This is a genomic window from Flavobacterium lindanitolerans (assembly GCF_002846575.1).
In the GTDB taxonomy this organism is placed as follows: Bacteria; Bacteroidota; Bacteroidia; order Flavobacteriales; family Flavobacteriaceae; genus Flavobacterium; species Flavobacterium lindanitolerans.
Genome location: NZ_PJND01000008.1, coordinates 595083 through 615388 on the forward strand (window position 1 = coordinate 595083; position 20306 = coordinate 615388).

The window sequence follows — 20306 nt, forward strand, 5'->3', positions numbered from 1 at the left end:
TCTGCAATCTTTAAATCCAAAATCTTATATGAACATAGCCGTTGTAATGGGTGGATATTCTGACGAATCAGTAATATCGCTCCGTAGTGGTCAGCTAATCCTTAACAATCTCGACAAGAATAAATACAAAACGTTTGAAGTTCATATTTTATTGGATGGATGGAACGTAATAATAGGAGAAGAAAAATTTCCGATTGATAAATCTGACTTTACGTTTACCCAAAATGGAATAAAGACAAAATTTGATGCCATCGTCAATACAATTCACGGAACTCCCGGCGAAGACGGGCATATGCAAGCGTATTGGGAACTTTTGGAAATTCCGTATTCCGGATGCAATTTTTACCAGTCAGCACTGACATTCAATAAAAGAGATACCTTATCCGTACTTTCAAAATTTAATATCCCAAAAGCAAAATCTATTTACCTTTCCAAAGGCGGTGCGATTAATGCAGAAGAAATAAAAACCGAACTTGGCTTGCCGTTTTTTGTAAAACCAAACCAATCCGGAAGCAGTCTTGGGGTTTCCAAAGTAAACGACTTATCTGAATTTGACAAAGCCCTGGATTTTGCTTTTGCAGAAGACAGCGACATATTAATAGAGTCCTATTTAAAAGGTACCGAAGTATCTGTTGGTGTACTCAATTACAAAGGAGAAACAAAAGTTTTAGGTTTAACCGAAATTGTTCCTCATAACGACTTCTTCGATTACGAAGCCAAATATTTAGGCAAATCTGACGAGATTACACCCGCAAGACTATCCGCAGAAGTAGAACAAAAAGTAAGAGAAACGGCCGCAAAAGTGTATGAGGCTCTTGGTATGTCCGGTTTTTCCAGAACTGATTTTATTGTAATGGACGGAATACCTCATTTTATTGAAATGAACACCAATCCGGGATTATCCGGGCAAAGCATCTTTCCACAACAGGCCGCCTATGCTAAAATTGCCTTTTCGGACCTTTTGGACAATGAAATTGAACTGGCCTTAAAAAGAAAACTATTATGGAGAAAATAGCCGTATTTCCGGGTTCGTTTGACCCTATAACTTTGGGGCACTATGACATCATCAAAAGAAGTATTCCGCTTTTTGACAAAATAATCGTGGCAATTGGTGTCAATGCTGATAAAAAATATATGTTTTCTTTAGACGAAAGAAAACGCTTCATAGAGGAATGTTTCGAAAACCATCCTTCTGTTTCTGTTACTACCTATGAAGGTCTGACAATTGATTTTTGTAAAAAAGTAAATGCAAAATTCATTTTAAGAGGCTTAAGAAATCCGGCCGATTTTGAATTTGAAAAAGCTATTGCACATACAAATCGTAAGCTTTCAAAAATCGAAACCGTCTTTTTACTGACTGCCGCCAATACTTCTTATATCAGCTCAAGCATTGTGAGAGATGTTATCCGAAATGGAGGAGAATACGAATTACTAGTTCCGGATTCTGTTAGAGTAAAATAAAAAAATCAGTGATTTTTTGCCGCTGATTTCTCAGATTCTCACAGATTTTATTGGACTCTATGGAGTTCTTAATCATATTCTTGTTAGATTTTAACGCGGATTAAGTGGATTTACGCCGATTTTCACGGATTTTTGATTCATTTTAATCATCATTCAGACTTTAAATAACTCTTTTTCCCACTGATTATGCAGATTCTCACAGATTTATTGGACTCTATGCAGTTCTTAATCATATCTTGTTAGATTTTAACGCGGATTAAGTGGATTTACGCCGATTTTCACGGATTTTTGATTCATTTTAATCATCATTCAGACTTTAAATAACTCTTTTTCCCGCTGATTTATGCAGATTCTCACAGATTTATTGGACTCTGAATCTCTTTAATCATCTTAATCTGTGGCAAAACATATACTCTTTTAAAAGAGATTATCACAGATTAATCTACAGTTTATCATTTTTTGCTACGTATTAACGAATCCCTATAGATTTTAACAATTAAAATCATTTTAATTCGTGATATATTTCAAATTCATTTTAATTAACTGTACTTTCGCCAAAAATAAAATCCATTAAAAATGAGTTTAGAACGAGATTTGATGAAACGTAGTGGCGGGAAGTGCGAACTTTCCGGAGCAACAGAAAATTTAAAAGTATACCAAATACTTCCAACCCGAAAAGGAGGCATCGAAGAGAGTATACTTGCCAGTGCAACCTGCATTGAGCAGATTGAAAATCCTGAAAAAACAGACCCTAATCTTTGGAGATGTCTTAATGAAAGCATGTGGAGCGAGCACCTACCCGTTCAGGTTGTGTCATGGAGAATGTTGAGCCGTTTGGGAAAACAGGACCTGTTGGAACAAATGTATCTGGAAGAAGAAGATTTAGCCTGGGCAAAAGCAACCGGAGAAGGTGACGATGACGATACTAAAATTGTACATAAGGACAGTAACGGTGTAACCTTACAAACCGGAGATTCTGTTGTTTTGATTAAAGACCTGAAAGTAAAAGGTTCCAGCATGGTTGCCAAACAGGGAACTGCCGTACGAAACATTCGCCTTGACCACGAAAATGCAGAATATATTGAAGGAAAAGTGGATGGACAGACTATTGTTATTATTACACAATACGTGAAGAAGATATAACTTTTAGATAGCAGATTTCAGATTTGAGACGGCAGAAAGTAGAGAGATGTTTAACATTCTTAATCTGAAATCTGAAATCTGAAATCTGAAATCTGAAATCTGAAATCTGAAATCTGAAATCTGAAATCTGAAATCTGAAATCTGAAATCTGAAATCTGAAATCTGAAATCTGAAATCTGAAATCTGAAATCCCAACTATCCATTATCCACTACCAACTATCAACTATTTAATCACTTGCCTGGCGATTTCAATCTTAAACTTCTTTCCTTTCATCTTTTCATCTTTGATATTTTTAAGAAGTTCTTTTATCTTTTTTGATTTGACCGCTGCGAAAGAAACAAAATCTTTCACTTCAATCAGACCCAAATCACCTTTTTCCAATTTTCCTTTCTGCGAAAAGAACCCGACAATATCAATCTTGTTCAATTTATTCTTCTTCCCTCCGGAAATATATAATGTCTGAAATACCGGAGGCTCCGGCAAAGAAACAGTATTCGCAATATCAAAAACTTTCTGGTTGTAATCAATATAATCCAGCTTCTTTTCGCTTTCATGCACAATTACATAAGCTGTTCCGGAAGCCGTCATCCTTGCCGTACGTCCATTTCGATGTGTAAACTCATCTTCTTTCATTGGGAGATGATAATGGATAACATGTTTCATTTCCGGAATATCCAATCCTCTGGCAGCCAAATCTGTCGTAACCAGATAGCTCACACTTCCATTCCTGAACTGAATTAAGGCGCGCTCCCGCTCCTCCTGGTCCATTCTTCCGTGATAATAAGTCGAATAAATTCCTCTTGCATTCAGTAAATCACTAATTCGTTCAGCGGCATCGCGATGGTTACAGAAGATTAATGCCGATTCACCTAAAGAACAAATCAGTCGGAATAAAGTATTGATTTTGTCTTTTTCTTCAGAAATGACAGTTTTTATAGAAAGATTACTTTTTCCTTCATTATCTGAGGTAAAATCCAAAATTTCAGGATTCACCACCCTTGTATATTTGGGAATTTCAATATCAGAAGTGGCAGAAACCAGAATACGTTTGTCCACTTTTGGCAAACGGGACAAAATAAAAGACATCTCCTCATGGAACCCAAATTGCAACGACTTGTCAAATTCATCTAAAACTACAGTATGTATCTTATCTGTCCTGAATGTTTCCCTGTCAATATGGTCGGCAATTCTTCCGGGTGTTCCAATCAAAACGGCCGGCGGATTACTCAAATTTTTAATTTCCGTTTCCATTGAATGACCACCATAACAAGTATTGACCTTATAGCCTGTACCCATTTTTTTCCAAACCTGTTCAATCTGTAACCCTAGTTCTCTGGATGGCACAATAATCAGGCATTGCACAGAAAGAATTTCAGGCTGTAAGGTTTCAAAAACAGGCAATAAAAAAGCCAGGGTCTTCCCTGAACCTGTTGGCGATAATAATAAAACCGAATTATTCTCTAAAATGGCTTCCTGCGCCGCGAGCTGCATTTCATTCAGGCTTTCAATGCCTAAATTCAAGAGCAGATTGTTGGAATGGTGATTGTTCATGCTGCAAAGGTAATTTTTTAATGATGAATTACGAATTATGAATTACGACCGACACAAATTCGTAATTTTGATATTTTCAAATCAACCTATGAAATATCTTCTTCCAATTTTCTTACTTTCGATTATGGCCAACGCTCAAAATACAGATTTCCTGACTCCTTATGAAAATGGAAATGGAAATCAGACTGCTACTTATGAAGAAACAATCGCCTATTTCCAGCTTTTAGACAAAAATTTCGAAACGATTTCCATGCAGGAAATGGGACTTACCGATTCGGGTGAGCCGCTACATATCATAACCTATAATAGTGACAAGGAGTTTGATTTTGAAAAAATTCAAAAAGACAAGGCTGTCCTTTTAATTAACAATGGCATACATCCGGGTGAACCCGACGGGATAGACGCCACAATGATACTCTTTAGAGATTTGGCTTTAGGAAAAATCAAAATTCCAAAACATTTGGCCATAGTTGCTATTCCTATCTATAATATTGGCGGTGCTTTGAACCGCAACTCTTTTTCGAGAGCCAACCAAAATGGCCCTGAAAGTTATGGTTTCAGAGGAAATGCAAGAAATTATGACCTGAACCGCGATTTTGTGAAGTCTGACACCCGCAATGCCAGAAGTTTTGCCCAGATTTTCCATCTTGCCAATCCTGATATCTTTATCGACAATCATGTCAGTAATGGTGCAGATTACCAATATACGTTCACTTACATTGCCACGCATTATCAGAAACTGGGTGGTAATCTTGGGAAGTTTTGGAATACTGACATGTTGCCCTCTTTATTATCCGACTTAAAAAAGAAAAAAACAGAATCGGTACCCTATGTAAACATTCACGACCAGAAACCTGATGGCGGTTTTGATGCGATGATGGATTATCCAAGATATTCAACCGGTTTTGCATCCATGTTCAACACCATTGGCTCAATGCCCGAAACCCATATGCTGAAAGATTATGCTTCAAGAGTAAAAGTAACCTATGACTATATGGCTTCTACAATTGAATATGCTGATAAGAATCATGCAAAAATCAAGAAACTGCGAAAAGAAAACCTGCAGAATTATCTTCCGGGTCAAAAATATACGCTGCTATGGACACTGGACACGGACAAGGTTTCAAGTATTCCGTTTTTAGGTTATGAAGGAGCTTACAAGCCAAGCGAAATTTCGGGCAAACCGAGACTTTTTTATGACCGTTCCAAACCTTTTAGCAAAAACATCCCCTATCATAAGGAATACAAACCTTTGTTAGAAATACTTATTCCGGAAGCGTATATCGTTCCAAAATCATGGTGGCCTATCATCGAGCTTCTAAAAATCAACAATATTGAAATGACACCTCTTGAAAAAGCTGTTGAACTTGAAGTAGAAAGCTATCGCATTAAAGATTTCAAAACCAGTTCTTCTGCCTACGAAGGCCATTATCCACACCATTCCGTTTCCGTCATTCCTACCAAGAAAAAAGTAACGTTTAAAAAAGGGGACTTTTTAATACAGACACTGCAACCTGGTGTTAAATATCTGTTGGAAACTTTAGAGCCGCAAGGTAATGACTCTTATTTTGCATGGAATTTTTTCGATTCGTTATTGCAACAGAAAGAATATTTTTCAGCTTATGTCTTTGAAGACCTTGCCAAACAATTACTGGATAAAAATCCGGAAATGAAAGCCGAATTTGAAAAGAAAAAATCAGAGGACTCAAAATTTTCGGATTCAGGCGAAGCCCAATTGGACTGGATTTACCGCCATTCCGATTACTATGAAAAAACACATATGGAATACCCGGTTTTCAGGGTAATGGCACCAATTAAACAGTAATAAAAAAGCTCCTATTTCTGGAGCTTTTCTGTTTCAAATAATAGCTTGATATTTTCGTAAGAGTTTTTTAACGCTTCCTGAATCTGCTCGGGATTGAGCCAGGCCACTTTTTCTATTCCTTCTTCTTCCTGAGGTTTGGGAGTTCCTTCAAAATTAGTTTTCATTTCAAACCAATGGGTAATCTTTAGCTTATACCTTCCATTGCGAATAAAAACATGATACGTTTTTTGAAGTTTTTTTGTTATTGACAAACCGGACACGCCTGTTTCTTCACTAACTTCACGGATTGCCGTATTTTCAATCTCCTCTCCTTTTTCTATACCACCTTTAGGCAAATCCCATTTCCCGTTTCTGAAGATAAAAAGCACCTCGCCTTTTTTATTATAAACCAATCCGCCCCCGGCCTTATTCACCGGAATCTTTTCTTTCAGCTTTTTCATAATTTCCTTTTCGTCAGGATGATACAGATAAGCCTTTTGAATTTTATTTTGAAACATTTTCACTATAAGCTGATGAATATCAACACTTTCCAAAAGAAAAAATTGAAAATCGGTTTCTTTAACTATCTCATTAGTTAAAAAAAGTGGTTTATCGTTGACAAAAACTTTATACATTTGTAGTATGATTTTTAATAAAGACACCGCCCAAAAAACAGCCGAATTGCTTTTACAAATAAATGCAATTAAATTGAATCCTAAAAATCCTTTTACATGGGCTTCCGGATGGAAATCTCCCATTTACTGTGATAATAGGATAACACTCTCATTTCCACCAATCAGAAATTACATCCGCGAAGAATTTTCCAAAAACCTGGAAAAACAGTTCGGAAAACCTGATGTGATTGCCGGTGTGGCTACCGGAGCTATCGGTATTGGGATGCTTGTTGCAGAATATATGGGGCTTCCGTTTGTTTATGTACGCCCGGAGCCAAAAAAGCATGGAAGACAAAACCAGATTGAAGGCTTTTTGCAAAAAGGGCAAAATGTTGTTGTCATTGAAGACCTGATTAGTACAGGAAACAGCAGCCTTCTGGCCGTTGAAGCATTAAGAGAAGCCGGAGCTAACGTAAAAGGAATGGCAGCCATTTTTACTTATGGATTTGATATTTCTGTTGAAAACTTCAAAAAAGCAAATATTGACCTGTTCACCCTGAGCAATTATGAAAATCTTCTGGAATTGGCCGTAGCTAAAAAATACATCACAGAAGAAGAGCAAGAAACATTAAAAATCTGGAGCAAAAGTCCTTCGACCTGGAGTGTTGAAAATGACAATGCTTCTGTAAAATAACATTAATCGCAGCAACATGAATTTAGAAAGTCCGAAAACGAGCGTCCAAAAATCAGCTCAATATATGTTTGACCAATTGACAGACGTAAAGAATTTTGAAAAATTAATGCCGGATAACATTGCAAAATTTGAAGTTACAGGCGAAGATTCTTTTATTTTTGGATTAAAGGGAATGCCTGAAATCAAATTAAAGATGAAGGATAAAGTGGCCCCTACTAAAGTGGTTTTAGGAGCTGCAAGCGACAAACTTCCTTTTTCACTTACGGCAAACATTACTCCTGTTTCTGACGATTCAAGCGATGTACAGCTATTTTTTGAAGGCGAATTTAATGCCATGATGGCCATGATGGTCAAAGGGCCTATCAGCAAATTCATCGAAACCTTATCAGGAAACATGCACAAGTTGTAAATAGTAAAAACAAATATAAAAAAGCCTTTCGTTTGAAAGGCTTTTTTTATTTAGTATAACATTCTGATTTCCTTTATTTCATAAGATTCCACAAAATCATCTTCCAATGTCAGATGAAGTTTACCCGATTGATCAACACCATTGATGATTCCCATGAATTTGTTGCCTTTTATGTTTTCAAAAGGCATTGGTATTCCTTTTTTGTAAAGACAGGCATGGTATTTTTCCCAAATGGATTGGGTGTTTTTATTTAAGATTAAGGAAACATTTCGTATCAGGCATTCAATAATCGGAATCAAAATGGCTTCCTTATCAAGTTCCCTGCCGAGCAAAAGTGACAAGGAAGAAGCTTTTGGAAGATTTTCAAAATCTCTTTGGTTGACATTAAGTCCAATACCAATAATTGAAAAGATTTCACCATTGCTTTTGATACTGTTTTCAATCAATATGCCACCTATCTTTTTACCTTCTGCCAAAATGTCGTTTGGCCATTTTATCGCCAAATCCTTAATTTCTAAAAAAGATAAAGCTTCAATAATACTCACTGCAGTTGCCACATTTAAATGAAAAATCTGATTCACTTCCAGCAACAAATCTTTAACCAAAACACTAAAAGTCAGGTTTTTACCCGATTCAACATTCCATTTCGATCCCATTTGCCCTTTACCTTCTGTCTGGTTTTCAGCAGTAACAATAGTGAAGTTTTCCACGAATTGCTGCTGCAATAATCTCTTGAGATAATCGTTGGTAGAGTTAATGGCATCGAGTTTGATGATGTTCATAAAAAATAATTGAAGTTTATCGTTTTTAATCTTATGTTAAGGTTCAAAAATAACGACAAAAAATGATAACTTTGCGAAAACATAAAAATTTTAAATGGCGAAAAAAAATATAAGCAATGACGATCTGTTAGCCCACATCATCAAAGGGATTGAAGAAGTAAAAGGCAATGACATTGATATTTTAGATTTAAGAGCAATAGACAACACCGTTTGTGATTATTTTGTAATCTGCAACGGTACTTCAAATACTCAGGTTAACTCCATAGTTAACTCTGTCCAAAAAACAGTTTCAAAAGAATTAAAAGACAAACCCTGGCATGTTGAAGGTACTGAAAACGGCGAATGGGTGTTGATGGATTATGTGAATATTGTTGTTCATGTTTTCCAAAAACACATCCGCGAGTACTACAACATCGAGAGTTTGTGGGGTGATGCTAAAATCACTACAATCCAAAACAAATACTAAAAAGAAAAGACAGCAATGGCTAAAGATAACAATACAAATCCTAACCCGAAAAAATTCAGGTTAAGCCCATGGTGGATTTATGGCGGCTTGATCTTGTTTTTCTTTATTCTGAATTGGGCTTCCGGAGGCTCAAGTTGGGGAGAAACCAGTAAGGCGTCAGCTTCTGACTTTAACAAACTGCTTGAAAAAGGCCAGATTGAAAAAGTTGTTGTATATAACAAGAACGAGGCTGAAATTTTCCTGAACAAGGAAGGACTCGCAGATCCGGCTAATAAAAAAGTAACCAAAGATATTTTTGACAAGCCAAATCCCGGCCCTCATTATATCCTTGACAATATTGGAAATGATGAGCTTTTCCAGAAGAAACTGGAAACAGCACAGCAGGAAGGAAAGCTAAAAGACTATAACTTTTTGCCAAAAAGCAACTGGAGCGAAATCTTTATCGCTTTATTGCCAATCCTGATTATTGTTGGTATCTGGCTTTTCATCATGAGAAGAATGTCAGGTGGTGGCGCTGCAGGAGGTGGCGGACAAATTTTCAATATCGGAAAATCCAAAGCAAAATTATTTGACGAAAAGACTGATGTAAAGGTAACATTCAAAGATGTTGCCGGACTTGAAGGAGCAAAAGAAGAAGTACAGGAAATCGTTGAGTTCCTGAAAAGCCCTGAAAAGTATACTAATCTGGGAGGAAAAATCCCGAAAGGAGCGCTTTTAGTAGGTCCTCCGGGAACTGGAAAAACCTTATTGGCAAAAGCAGTTGCCGGTGAAGCAAAAGTGCCGTTCTTTTCGCTTTCAGGTTCTGATTTCGTTGAAATGTTTGTGGGTGTGGGTGCTTCCCGTGTAAGAGACTTATTCAAACAGGCAAAAGAAAAATCTCCTGCCATCATATTCATTGACGAGATTGATGCTGTTGGGCGAGCAAGAGGGAAAAATAATATTTCAGGCTCAAACGATGAACGTGAGAATACATTAAACCAGTTGCTTACTGAAATGGACGGTTTTGGCACAAATACCAACGTAATTGTTTTAGCAGCGACGAACCGTGCCGATGTATTAGACAAGGCATTAATGAGAGCCGGTCGTTTTGACAGGCAGATTTATGTAGACCTGCCGGACATCAGAGAACGTAAGGAAATTTTTGAAGTGCATTTGGGTCCTTTGAAAAAAGTGGAAGGTCTTGATACTGACTTCCTTGCAAAACAGACTCCAGGATTTTCAGGAGCTGACATTGCCAATGTATGTAACGAAGCAGCTCTTATTGCAGCCAGAAAAGATAAAAAAGCCGTTGACAAACAGGATTTCCTGGATGCGGTCGATAGAATTATTGGAGGTCTTGAAAAGAAAAACAAGATTATCACACCGGAAGAAAAACGAGCTATCGCTATCCACGAAGCCGGTCACGCAACAGTAAGCTGGATGTTAGAACACGCTGCACCACTAATCAAAGTAACCATTGTTCCTAGGGGACAAAGTTTAGGTGCTGCCTGGTATCTTCCGGAAGAAAGACAGATTGTAAGAACAGACCAGATGCTGGACGAAATGTGTGCTACAATGGGTGGACGTGCGGCAGAAAAAGTAACTTTCAACCGAATCTCTACAGGGGCATTGAGCGATCTTGAAAAAGTTACAAAACAAGCCAGAGCAATGATTACGGTTTATGGTTTGAATGATAAGTTAGGAAACGTTACGTATTATGATTCATCAGGACAAAGCGAATACAACTTCTCAAAACCCTATTCTGAAGACACGGCAAAGATTATCGACAAGGAAATTTCAGACTTAATCGAAGGTCAATACCAGAGAGCAATCAAAATTCTTGAAGAAAACAAGGATAAATTGAACCAATTGGCCGATATTCTGATAGAAAAAGAAGTAATTTTCAAAGATGACCTTGAGACAATTTTCGGCAAACGTGCTTTTGGTGAAGCAGTTGAAGAAGTCTTCGAAGAATAAATTTCACTTTTTAAGAATTTTTACAAAAATCTTAATTCGAAAGCAGTTTTGAATTAAGATTTTTTTATCTTTGATTGTTTTGAAATTGCAAACAAAGAATTTGGCCAATTTATGAGTCTGTTTAAAAAACTTTTTGGCGCCAGCGAATCCTCTGATGACGATAAAGATGGCAACTTAAGTCCATTCAATCCCGAAACTGTAATTCCGGCGGATGAATTATTTACCCTGAACTTTAAAAAGAACGGAGGCAAATTCTTGTATTGCGAAAATCTTGAGGAAGCAAAGGACCATTTTGAGCACATCCTTGAAGAAAACGATTGGTTTGAATCAGAAGCACTCTGTTTTGAACCAAAACTTTTCAGTCTGCTTGAAGAAAACAAGCTTTCCTATACCAAACCTACTAATCCGAGATTTCTTTTAGCCAGTTGCGAAAATCTGATTGCTGACGAAGGTTCCGTTTTGTTTTCATCCAACCAAATCAAACAATACAAACCTAACGAATTGCCTGGCAATATTGTTATTCTTGCTACAACAAGTCAAATCCTGGGCAGCAAAAGTGATGGACTCCGTGAAATCAAAAGAAAATACGAAAAGGATTATCCTACCAATATTACCACAATAAAATATTTCGAAAAAGCAAAAGACGAGGATTTTCTCCAATACGGAAGTGTAGCCAAAAATCTCTATCTTCTGCTTTTAGAAGATCTTTAAAATGCGCGAAACCCTAACGAGATCACTATCCGGACTGGTCTACATACTTCTACTGATTGGGGCCACTCTCTATTCCCATGACAGCTTTCTTCTGCTTTTTGGAATGTTTCTGGCTGTATGTACCGCCGAATTCTGTGATTTGGTAAACCTGCAGAAACCGATTCCCATATTGCTTGCCATTGGAGGCTATGCCCTCTTCGCCTATTTTAACACCTTTAACAAAACCAACGACTGGCTAATGACAGGAGCAGCACTTTTTGTTTCCGTCAGGCTCATCCTATTCCTGTTCAGCGAGAAAAGACAGAAAGTAGACAGGCAATCAAAATATGTTTATCTGATTGGTTATATCATACTTCCTGTTATTATCCTGACCAAAATTCCGTATGAAGGAACAGTATTCAATCCAAAAATCCTGATTGGCATATTTATTCTGATTTGGACCAATGACACCTTTGCTTACATTGTTGGAAAATCTATTGGAAAAAGAAAACTTTACGAAAAAATATCACCTAAAAAAACCATAGAAGGCTTTCTGGGAGGATTAGTCTTTACAATAATCGCCAGTATTCTTATCGCTATTTATTTCATCAATCAGCCGGTAATCCTATGGATTATCTTTGCCCTGATTGCCGGAATTTTTGGTACCATTGGAGATTTGGTCGAATCCAAATTCAAGAGAATTGCCGGAGTTAAAGATAGCGGCAAAATTATGCCGGGACATGGGGGCATCCTAGATCGGCTAGATAGTATTATATTTGTATCACCATTCATTTTTTTGTTTTATCAAATTTTAGATTATGTTTAAGTTTCACAAAGAAGGAGCAAAAATTATTCTTATTACCTGTGCAGTAGTCGTAGCAATAGTTTTGCTGACTGATTCGCTGATTCCTAATTTCTGGGTTTTAAAAACCATTCAGGTTATCTCGTTATTATTTCTTATATTAGTGCTACAGTTCTTTAGAAATCCAAAAAGATATACCCAGATAAACGATAATCAGATAATTGCTCCGGTTGACGGAAAAGTTGTCGTGATTGAAGAAGTTTATGAAGGCGAGTATTTTAAAGATAAAAGACTCATGGTTTCCATTTTCATGTCTCCGATTAATGTGCACGTTACCCGATACGCCATGAATGGAGTAATAAAATACAGCAAATATCACCCTGGCAAATATCTTGTAGCCTGGCATCCAAAAGCAAGTGAGGAAAATGAAAGAACGACAGTAGTTATTGAGAATACTACTTTCGGAGAAATATTATACCGTCAGATTGCCGGAGCTTTGGCAAGAAGAATTGTTAATTATGCCAAGGAAGGAATGCAGGTAATCCAGGGAGAAGATGCCGGATTTATAAAATTCGGGTCAAGAGTAGATTTGTATCTTCCTATTGGTACTGAAATTAACGTAAAACTGAATCAAAAAGCAGTTGGAGGTATAACCGTAATCGCAACAAAGTCTTAATGTCGGAAAAAGATTTAGATACTCTGTTTGAAGAAGCCTATGAACTGGCATCAAATATGACAGAACCTTTACCACAGGATGTCATGCTACGCATTTATGCCTATTACAAACAGGCAACCCAGGGCACTGCTAAATCAAAAAGGGTTACCAGTGTAGATTTAAGGGATGCTTTCAAAACAAACGCCTGGATACAGATTAGTCACCTGTCCAGCGACGAAGCAAAACGACTTTATATAGAAACAATTCATTCACTTATTAAAAAATAATTATGAAAAAAACGCAATTATTTCTTTCGAGCCTGGTATTGGCTTTCGTATTGCAATCTTGCAATAAAGAAAAAAAATTAGAAGAAGTAGAAGTACCATTGCCTGCAACTGAAGAGAAAGCACCTATGGGCAATCCTGACGATGTAGCAGCAGAACCGGGAGCTTTTAAAATGATGAAACTTCCTTATGCCTATGATGCTTTAGAGCCGCATATTGATGCTAAAACCGTTGAAATCCACTATTCAAAACACCACGTTGGATATGTAAACAATCTGAACAAGGCTATTGCCGGAACAGCATTGGAAAAACAAACCATTGAGGAAATCCTGTCTAAATTGGATTTAGAAAATAAAGCGGTACGCAATAATGCCGGTGGATACTACAACCACAACCTTTACTGGGAAATCATGGGACCTAAGAAAGGTGGCGAGCCTACTGGTGCTCTTGCAGAAGCTATCAACAAAGACCTTGGTTCTTTTGAAAACTTCAAGACACAGTTGACTGAAGCAGCTACAAAACAATTTGGTTCAGGATGGGCATGGTTAGTAGTTGACAAAACAGGTAAACTTGTTATTGGCAGCACACCAAACCAAGACAACCCATTGATGCCAAACATGTCAGTTTCCGGTACTCCAATCCTAGGTTTGGATGTTTGGGAACATGCTTACTACTTAAAATATCAAAACAAAAGACCAGATTATATCACGGCCTTTTTCAACCTGATTAACTGGGATGCTGTTGCTAAAAAATATGAAGCTGCAAAAGCTGCTTCTGCTCCTAAAGCATAACAAATTCATATAATAATAAAAAGCCCCAATAATTTGGGGCTTTTTTATTTGATATACTATTGCATATTATTTTAAGCTGGCAAGACTTTGCTCAATAGTAGCAATCTTGGCCAAAGCATCAGCTTCTTTCTTTCGCTCAATTTCCAATACTTTTTCAGGAGCGTTGTTCACAAATTTCTCGTTAGACAATTTCGCCTGAACTGATTTTAAGAAGCCTTGTGTATATTTCAATTCTTCAGAAAGCTTTGCTATTTCTTCTTCCACATCAACAGAACCGCTGATAGGCACAAAATACTCGTTGGATTTTGCACGGAAGGTCAAAGCGCCTGTTACAGCTTCAGAAACATATTCCAAAGAACTTAGGTTGCCTAATTTTGTAATTACCGCATCAAAATACGTAGAAGAATTATCATTGTTGATAGCTTTCAATTCGATGGCATCTTTGAAAGGAATATTCTTCTCTTTTCTGATAGTTCTTATTCCGGAAATAACTTCTGCTGCAAAATCAAAGTCTGTAATCAATTTGGCATCAAATGATTTTGATTCCGGCCAGGTCGAAATGATTAAGGCCTGTTCAGTAGTCCTTTCTGTAATATGTTGCCAAATTTCTTCCGTCAGGAACGGCATGAACGGATGCAGTAACTTTAAATTGCTTTCCAACATCTCAATTGCCTTGGTCAATGTTTTTCTGTCAATTGGTGACTGATAAGCCGGCTTAATCATTTCAAGGAACCACGAGCAGAAATCATCCCAAACCAATTTATAGATGGCCATTAAGGCATCTGAAATTCTGTATTTTTCAAAATGGTCTTCAATTTCTACCAAAGTCTGCTGCAATTTTGCTTCAAACCATTCAATAGCCACTTTTGACGATTCCGGCTGCGGTATAGTATCGCTTACCTCCCATCCTTTTATCAGACGGAAAGCATTCCATACTTTATTGGTAAATGCCTTACCCTGACTGCACATTTCTTCATCAAACAGGATATCATTTCCTGCTGATGCACTTAATAGCAATCCAACACGAACACCATCTGCACTAAAGTTATCAATCAAATCCAGCGGATCAGGAGAATTCCCTAATGATTTGGACATCTTGCGTCGTTGTTTGTCACGAACCAAACCTGTCAGGTAAACATTGGTAAAAGGTTTTTCACCGGTATATTCATATCCGGCAATAATCATCCTGGCTACCCAGAAAAACAGGATATCCGGACCTGTAACCAAGTCGTTTGTTGGATAATAATATTTAAAATCTTTGTTTTCAGGTTCCATAATACCGCCAAAAACAGACATTGGCCATAACCAGGCTGAAAACCATGTATCTAAAGCATCCACATCCTGACGTAAGTCCTCTGCTTTCAAATCTGCCTTGCCTGTTGCTTTTTGGGCAAGAACTACGGCATCTTCCATTGTTTCGGCTACAACAAAATCTTCTTTGCCATCACCATAGAAAAATGCAGGAATTCTGTGTCCCCACCAAAGCTGACGGGAAATATTCCAATCGCGGATATTTTCAAGCCAATGACGGTACGTATTTTCAAAACGTTTTGGATATAATTTGATTTCTTCAGTTTCAAGAACTGCTTTGATGGCAGGCTTAACCAATTCATCCATTTTCAGGAACCACTGGTCTGACAATCGAGGCTCAATTACCGCCTTTGTTCTTTCTGATGTCCCTACTTTATTAAGATGGATTTCTGTTTTTGCAAGGCTTCCATTAGCTTCCAATTCTTTTTCAATTTCTTCACGAACTACAAAACGGTCTTTTCCGGCATAGTGTAATCCAAAAGAATTTAGCGTTGCATCTTCATTGAAAATATCAATTACTTCCAGGTTATGTTTATCCCCTAAAGTCTTATCATTCATATCATGGGCAGGAGTTACTTTCAGACATCCTGTACCAAATTCTACATCAACATACTCATCTTCGATAATAGGAATTACCCTTCCGGCTATCGGAACAATTGCTTTTTTCCCTTTCAGGTGTGTAAAACGCTCATCATTCGGATTGATACAGATAGCAGTATCTCCAAAAATAGTCTCCGGCCGTGTTGTTGCAATAGTCAGGAAATCATTACTCCCTTCAATCTGATATTTCAGGAAATACAACTTCCCTTGTCTTTCTTCAAAGATTACTTCTTCATCAGACAAAGTTGTCTTTGCTTCCGGATCCCAATTGACCATTCTATAGCCGCGATAAATCATACCTTTGTTATATAAATCAACAAAAGACCTGATTACAGAAGCAGACATATCCGGGTCCATAGTAAACTTCGTTCTTTCCCAATCGCAAGAAGCACCCAGCTTCTTTAATTGATCGAGAATAACACCTCCATACTTATGAGTCCAATCCCAGGCATGCTCCAAAAATTCTTCACGGGACAAATCATTTTTATTGATTCCTTCCGCTTTTAATTTTGCCACAACTTTTGCTTCGGTTGCAATCGACGCATGATCCGTACCAGGAACCCAGCAGGCATTGAAACCTTTCAGGCGCGCACGACGAATCAGAACATCTTGTATGGTATTATTCAACATATGCCCCATATGTAGTACGCCTGTGACGTTTGGTGGCGGTATTGTAATAGTATAAGGTGTTCTGTGATCTGGTTCTGAATGGAAGTAATTATTTTCCATCCAGTAGCTGTACCATTTTTGCTCTACTGATTTGGCATCGAATTGTGCTGGAATTGTCATCTTTTCGTCTTCGTTTTTTCTATATTGTTTTTGTCTGCTTATTAAAATCCGTAACTGTCAAGTTTTTCTTGCTTTCAATCTCTACTAAAAACAAAAAAATAAGCTTGGTATGAAATTTGCGAATATTAAGGCACAAAAGTAATTAAGTATGTGCAGTATAAAAAATTAAGATTTAATAATTTGCACTTTAATCAAAACTAAGTAATTTTACTGAACACTAACTAAAATTTTTATGATGAAAAAAATACTAAGTCTATTTGCAGTTATGATGTTTGCCGTTTCAGCAATGGCACAAACCGGACCAAAAATCGAGTTTAAGGAAGAAACAATAGATTATGGAACTGTCACTAAAGGTGAAGACAACGGCTTGAGAGTTTTTGAATTTAAAAACATTGGTGATGCCCCTTTAATCATTAATGATGTAAAATCATCCTGTGGATGTACCGTACCTACAAAACCACAAGAACCAATCATGCCTGGAAAAACAGGAAAGATTGAAGTACAATATAACATGAATCCGGGTCCTATAAGCAAGACCATTACCGTACAGTCTAATGCTGTGAATAAAGATAGCGGTATTATTCCTTTACGAATAAAGGGAAATGTCATTGTCAAAGAAGAAGTTAACCTGATGGAGAAAAAGAAAACACTTCCAAGTTCATAAAAAAACCCGCAATTGCGGGTTTTTTTTATAATATTTTCTTAAGCTGAAACTTGAAGGCAATAATTTTTGATTCTCTTTCAACATCTATATAAATCCATTTCCCTTCTTCTGACTGCAACAGATCACTGATTTTCTGGATTGTATAGCCATGGGTCTTTTTTTTATTTATTCTAACAATTTTATCTCCGGGCTGTATGCCTGCAAGATCAGCAGGAGAACCAGTTCTCACACTGGCAATTTCAAAAACCGGTTTAAGTGAAAATTTATATCTGAAATTGTTATCATTAAAATTATCCAACCCTCCATCTACTTTTACACCATAATTGGATTTTGTTTCAAGTCTTATTGCTTCTTGTACAAACTCTACCCCATTATGCTGCACCACAATACCACTCATGTTGTAATTGAAAGGCTTTTTAAATTTTGAATTTTTTTTCAGATATATAAATTGTTCCTGATAATCTAAAATAACATTAAATCTATGTAAAATTTCGCCTCCAACGGAACCGTTACGCCCTTCAATAATTCCAATCTTAGGAAAATATACTTCTTCAGGATAGGAAACCAAAGCCTCGTCTAAAGTAAAATCTGCGATTTTTACTGTCTTCACTCTTGATTTTTTACCATTAATGAGACCATTGAGACCTCTCCCCAAAATATCCTCAAAATAATTATTTCCTGCTTTTATCCGTTTGTTTTCAAATAGCCATAAGCCATCACCCAAGCCGATATCTATCAAAAGCTTTAAGTCTAATGTATCTTCTTCAATCTTCGCAATCACATCAATATAGGGTCGCTTATCTATAACTTTTATAGGATGTTTGAGATACTTTTTAAATTTCTTCTTTTCAAGAAATTTTCTAGTTCTATGAATTGTCACTATCTTTTTTTGGTAATTGATTTCAATTGGACATTCCTTAAAAAAAGAATAGCCTATGACTCCATTGACAGGAATACCCAATCTCGATGAAAAATTTACATCCTGATTCAGTACTATTAATATGGGAAACTTATTATCCTCATAGGAGGATATTTTAATTTTATTATCAACAGAAAGCAAGGCTTCAATTATGTCCTCTGATCCTATACCTCTAACTTTTACTTTTTTATATTTTTTAAATTGTATAGTATCATTTTCAGGAAGACTAAAAATCATTGAATTGTCTGCTCCGGTATCTAGCAACATATTTAGTTTAACATTATTAATCTCAACAGGAATAATAATAAGGTTATAAATATGCTGGAAAGGAATATCAATCTTATCTTTATGTGAATTCCATTGAAAACCTTCCTGGGCAAATAGTGAACCGGCAACAATCAATAAACAAAGAACGAGTATTCTTAATTTCATATGCAGTTTTTTAATATTAAATGTAGAAAATTTTAATGAATCGATAACATTTTAACGTTCTTTTGAATCTATTTTTTTCTAATTTTCTTGAAAAAAAGTCGCAAATTTGCAGACAAAACAATAAGTCATGCCAAAAATTTCTACTAAAGGACAGCACATGCCCGAATCACCAATACGAAAATTGGTTCCCTATTCAGAAATAGCAAAAAAGAAAGGCCATAAAGTCTATCATCTTAATATTGGCCAACCTGATATCAAAACCCCTGAAGTTGCTCTGAACGCAGTAAAAAACAACGATATTACAGTTTTGGAATACAGCCATTCTGCAGGTTTTGAAAGCTACAGAAATAAGCTGTCACAATATTATCAAACCCACGGATTACCTATTAATACTGCTGATATAATTATAACAACAGGTGGATCAGAAGCTTTGCTTTTCGCTATGGGCAGTACAATGGACCAAGGCGATGAAATCATCATTCCTGAACCATTCTATGCAAATTACAATGGGTTTTCAACCGCTTCGGGAGTTACAGTTGTTCCTGTAATTTCAACAATTGATGAAGGTTTCGCATTGCCTCCAATTGCTGCTTTTGAAAAGCTAATCACACCAAAGACAAAAGCAATCCTTATTTGCAACCCTGGAAACCCAACCGGATATTTATATTCAAAAGAAGAAATACTACAGCTTGCCGAAATTGTAAAAAAACACGACCTGTTCCTGATTGCTGACGAAGTATACAGAGAATTCATTTATGATGGCGAAGAACACTTTTCTATCATGAATGTTCCTGGCTTAGAAGAAAATGCTATCATGATTGATTCTGTTTCCAAAAGATATAGCATGTGCGGAGCACGTATTGGATGTATCGTTTCTAAAAACAAAGAAGTAATGGCTACTGCTATGAAATTTGCACAGGCACGTTTAAGCCCACCTACTTTAGCGCAAATTGCCAGCGAAGCTGCTTTGGATACTCCTCAAAGTTATTTTGATGATGTTATCACAGAATACAAAGACAGACGTGATACTCTTATTGCAGGATTACAAAAAATAGAAGGTGTTAAAGTTGCTACTCCTAAAGGAGCTTTTTATTGCATTGCTAAACTTCCTGTAAAAAATGCAGACGATTTCGCACAATGGTTATTGGAGTCCTACGATTTAAATGGTGAAACTATTATGGTTGCTCCAGCTGCAGGATTCTATTCTACACCTAATGTGGGATTAGATGAAGTGCGAATTGCCTATGTACTTAAAAAAGAAGATCTGATTCGATCAGTAGAAATTCTTGAAGACGCATTAAAGAAATACAATAATAAATAAGAATAAAATAATAAAAGAAAGCTCCTGAAACGGGAGCTTTTTTTGTACCTACTATTATCCCTAAAATATTACTGAGTCGTCCTAAAATAGGTTGACAGATTTTAGAATAAAAATATATTAACCGGTCAGGTTTCCTGGCTGGTTTTTTTCATGTATAAAGTTAGGTG

20 protein-coding genes are annotated in these 20306 nt (G+C 36.7%); 15 read left to right on the top strand and 5 right to left on the bottom strand.

The features are described from left to right. Positions 1-28: 28 nt before the first annotated feature. The 3 genes from B0G92_RS12520 to B0G92_RS12530 all read left to right on the top strand — a co-directional run bounded on the left by B0G92_RS12520 (position 29) and on the right by B0G92_RS12530 (position 2604). Positions 29-1015: a D-alanine--D-alanine ligase gene (locus B0G92_RS12520; protein ID WP_101472441.1), complete on the top strand. Its 987-nt coding sequence runs from the start codon at positions 29-31 to the stop codon at positions 1013-1015. Further along, entirely contained in the window at positions 1003-1461 is a 459-nt protein-coding gene (gene coaD, locus B0G92_RS12525; protein WP_056073884.1) for a pantetheine-phosphate adenylyltransferase, read from the top strand. Before B0G92_RS12520 ends, coaD begins: the two co-directional genes overlap by 13 nt. A gap of 576 nt (positions 1462-2037) precedes the next feature. Then, the gene (locus tag B0G92_RS12530) at positions 2038-2604 is read left to right on the top strand and encodes a PhnA domain-containing protein (protein ID WP_056073886.1); all 567 of its coding nucleotides are present in this window, start codon (positions 2038-2040) and stop codon (positions 2602-2604) included. A gap of 223 nt (positions 2605-2827) precedes the next feature. On the opposite strand, the gene B0G92_RS12540 is transcribed toward B0G92_RS12530, so the two are convergent. Then, a complete protein-coding gene (locus B0G92_RS12540; protein ID WP_101472443.1) occupies positions 2828-4156 on the bottom strand; it encodes a DEAD/DEAH box helicase in 1329 nt (442 codons plus the stop codon). An 88-nt stretch (positions 4157-4244) separates the two neighbouring features. Between B0G92_RS12540 and B0G92_RS12545 the strand changes: the two genes are divergently transcribed. Continuing rightward, positions 4245-5981, top strand: coding sequence for a M14 family metallopeptidase (locus tag B0G92_RS12545; RefSeq protein WP_101472487.1), 1737 nt, complete (start codon positions 4245-4247; stop codon positions 5979-5981). Between the two features lie 11 nt (positions 5982-5992). Here the strand turns inward: B0G92_RS12545 and B0G92_RS12550 are convergent, their stop codons facing one another. Then, entirely contained in the window at positions 5993-6595 is a 603-nt protein-coding gene (locus tag B0G92_RS12550; protein WP_101472444.1) for an NUDIX hydrolase, read from the bottom strand. 7 nt (positions 6596-6602) lie between these two features. Between B0G92_RS12550 and pyrE the strand changes: the two genes are divergently transcribed. Then, positions 6603-7268 carry an orotate phosphoribosyltransferase gene (gene pyrE, locus B0G92_RS12555; protein ID WP_101472445.1) on the top strand — a complete coding sequence of 222 codons (666 nt, stop codon included), beginning with the start codon at positions 6603-6605 and terminating at the stop codon, positions 7266-7268. A gap of 16 nt (positions 7269-7284) precedes the next feature. Then, positions 7285-7677 (top strand): hypothetical protein, encoded by a 393-nt coding sequence (locus tag B0G92_RS12560; RefSeq protein ID WP_056073892.1) that lies wholly within the window; start codon positions 7285-7287, stop codon positions 7675-7677. Between the two features lie 50 nt (positions 7678-7727). On the opposite strand, the gene B0G92_RS12565 is transcribed toward B0G92_RS12560, so the two are convergent. After that, positions 7728-8459, bottom strand: coding sequence for a biotin--[acetyl-CoA-carboxylase] ligase (locus B0G92_RS12565; protein WP_101472446.1), 732 nt, complete (start codon positions 8457-8459; stop codon positions 7728-7730). Between the two features lie 94 nt (positions 8460-8553). Between B0G92_RS12565 and rsfS the strand changes: the two genes are divergently transcribed. From rsfS to B0G92_RS12600, 7 genes are all read left to right on the top strand, one after another. Beyond that, positions 8554-8925 (top strand): ribosome silencing factor, encoded by a 372-nt coding sequence (rsfS, locus tag B0G92_RS12570; protein ID WP_056073898.1) that lies wholly within the window; start codon positions 8554-8556, stop codon positions 8923-8925. Between the two features lie 15 nt (positions 8926-8940). Beyond that, complete coding sequence (gene ftsH / locus B0G92_RS12575; protein ID WP_101472447.1) at positions 8941-10881, top strand: ATP-dependent zinc metalloprotease FtsH; 1941 nt, start codon at positions 8941-8943, stop codon at positions 10879-10881. Positions 10882-10992: 111 nt separating this feature from the next. Further along, entirely contained in the window at positions 10993-11592 is a 600-nt protein-coding gene (locus B0G92_RS12580) for a lactate utilization protein B/C (RefSeq protein WP_056073901.1), read from the top strand. 1 nt (position 11593) lies between these two features. Beyond that, positions 11594-12397, top strand: coding sequence for a phosphatidate cytidylyltransferase (locus tag B0G92_RS12585; protein WP_101472448.1), 804 nt, complete (start codon positions 11594-11596; stop codon positions 12395-12397). Beyond that, the gene (locus B0G92_RS12590; protein ID WP_056073904.1) at positions 12390-13049 is read left to right on the top strand and encodes a phosphatidylserine decarboxylase family protein; all 660 of its coding nucleotides are present in this window, start codon (positions 12390-12392) and stop codon (positions 13047-13049) included. Before B0G92_RS12585 ends, B0G92_RS12590 begins: the two co-directional genes overlap by 8 nt. Then, positions 13049-13315, top strand: a complete 267-nt coding sequence (locus B0G92_RS12595) for an acyl-CoA-binding protein (RefSeq protein ID WP_056073905.1) — start codon at positions 13049-13051, stop codon at positions 13313-13315. The genes B0G92_RS12590 and B0G92_RS12595 overlap by 1 nt, the downstream gene beginning before the upstream one ends. Positions 13316-13317: 2 nt before the next feature. Continuing rightward, positions 13318-14103, top strand: a complete 786-nt coding sequence (locus B0G92_RS12600) for a superoxide dismutase (RefSeq protein ID WP_101472449.1) — start codon at positions 13318-13320, stop codon at positions 14101-14103. Positions 14104-14169: 66 nt separating this feature from the next. Here B0G92_RS12600 and B0G92_RS12605 read toward each other — a convergent pair whose 3' ends face one another. Continuing rightward, positions 14170-16803 carry a valine--tRNA ligase gene (locus B0G92_RS12605; RefSeq protein WP_101472450.1) on the bottom strand — a complete coding sequence of 878 codons (2634 nt, stop codon included), beginning with the start codon at positions 16801-16803 and terminating at the stop codon, positions 14170-14172. Positions 16804-17038: 235 nt separating this feature from the next. Between B0G92_RS12605 and B0G92_RS12610 the strand changes: the two genes are divergently transcribed. Next, a complete protein-coding gene (locus tag B0G92_RS12610) occupies positions 17039-17467 on the top strand; it encodes a DUF1573 domain-containing protein (protein WP_056073909.1) in 429 nt (142 codons plus the stop codon). Positions 17468-17492: 25 nt separating this feature from the next. Here the strand turns inward: B0G92_RS12610 and B0G92_RS12615 are convergent, their stop codons facing one another. Further along, the gene (locus B0G92_RS12615; protein ID WP_101472451.1) at positions 17493-18818 is read right to left on the bottom strand and encodes a PDZ domain-containing protein; all 1326 of its coding nucleotides are present in this window, start codon (positions 18816-18818) and stop codon (positions 17493-17495) included. 127 nt (positions 18819-18945) lie between these two features. On the opposite strand from B0G92_RS12615, the gene B0G92_RS12620 reads away from it, so the two are divergent. Beyond that, complete coding sequence (locus B0G92_RS12620) at positions 18946-20139, top strand: pyridoxal phosphate-dependent aminotransferase (protein WP_101472452.1); 1194 nt, start codon at positions 18946-18948, stop codon at positions 20137-20139. Positions 20140-20306 lie beyond the last annotated feature (167 nt).

What these genes read in the sequence shown, in the direction of transcription:
- B0G92_RS12520 (WP_101472441.1), top strand. Translation starts at nt 29, where the DNA reads ATGAACATAGCCGTTGTAATGGGTGGATATTCTGACGAATCAGTAATA.
- coaD (WP_056073884.1), top strand. Translation starts at nt 1,003, where the DNA reads ATGGAGAAAATAGCCGTATTTCCGGGTTCGTTTGACCCTATAACTTTG.
- B0G92_RS12530 (WP_056073886.1), top strand. Translation starts at nt 2,038, where the DNA reads ATGAGTTTAGAACGAGATTTGATGAAACGTAGTGGCGGGAAGTGCGAA.
- B0G92_RS12540 (WP_101472443.1), bottom strand. Translation starts at nt 4,156, where the DNA reads ATGAACAATCACCATTCCAACAATCTGCTCTTGAATTTAGGCATTGAA.
- B0G92_RS12545 (WP_101472487.1), top strand. Translation starts at nt 4,245, where the DNA reads ATGAAATATCTTCTTCCAATTTTCTTACTTTCGATTATGGCCAACGCT.
- B0G92_RS12550 (WP_101472444.1), bottom strand. Translation starts at nt 6,595, where the DNA reads ATGTATAAAGTTTTTGTCAACGATAAACCACTTTTTTTAACTAATGAG.
- pyrE (WP_101472445.1), top strand. Translation starts at nt 6,603, where the DNA reads ATGATTTTTAATAAAGACACCGCCCAAAAAACAGCCGAATTGCTTTTA.
- B0G92_RS12560 (WP_056073892.1), top strand. Translation starts at nt 7,285, where the DNA reads ATGAATTTAGAAAGTCCGAAAACGAGCGTCCAAAAATCAGCTCAATAT.
- B0G92_RS12565 (WP_101472446.1), bottom strand. Translation starts at nt 8,459, where the DNA reads ATGAACATCATCAAACTCGATGCCATTAACTCTACCAACGATTATCTC.
- rsfS (WP_056073898.1), top strand. Translation starts at nt 8,554, where the DNA reads ATGGCGAAAAAAAATATAAGCAATGACGATCTGTTAGCCCACATCATC.
- ftsH (WP_101472447.1), top strand. Translation starts at nt 8,941, where the DNA reads ATGGCTAAAGATAACAATACAAATCCTAACCCGAAAAAATTCAGGTTA.
- B0G92_RS12580 (WP_056073901.1), top strand. Translation starts at nt 10,993, where the DNA reads ATGAGTCTGTTTAAAAAACTTTTTGGCGCCAGCGAATCCTCTGATGAC.
- B0G92_RS12585 (WP_101472448.1), top strand. Translation starts at nt 11,594, where the DNA reads ATGCGCGAAACCCTAACGAGATCACTATCCGGACTGGTCTACATACTT.
- B0G92_RS12590 (WP_056073904.1), top strand. Translation starts at nt 12,390, where the DNA reads ATGTTTAAGTTTCACAAAGAAGGAGCAAAAATTATTCTTATTACCTGT.
- B0G92_RS12595 (WP_056073905.1), top strand. Translation starts at nt 13,049, where the DNA reads ATGTCGGAAAAAGATTTAGATACTCTGTTTGAAGAAGCCTATGAACTG.
- B0G92_RS12600 (WP_101472449.1), top strand. Translation starts at nt 13,318, where the DNA reads ATGAAAAAAACGCAATTATTTCTTTCGAGCCTGGTATTGGCTTTCGTA.
- B0G92_RS12605 (WP_101472450.1), bottom strand. Translation starts at nt 16,803, where the DNA reads ATGACAATTCCAGCACAATTCGATGCCAAATCAGTAGAGCAAAAATGG.
- B0G92_RS12610 (WP_056073909.1), top strand. Translation starts at nt 17,039, where the DNA reads ATGAAAAAAATACTAAGTCTATTTGCAGTTATGATGTTTGCCGTTTCA.
- B0G92_RS12615 (WP_101472451.1), bottom strand. Translation starts at nt 18,818, where the DNA reads ATGAAATTAAGAATACTCGTTCTTTGTTTATTGATTGTTGCCGGTTCA.
- B0G92_RS12620 (WP_101472452.1), top strand. Translation starts at nt 18,946, where the DNA reads ATGCCAAAAATTTCTACTAAAGGACAGCACATGCCCGAATCACCAATA.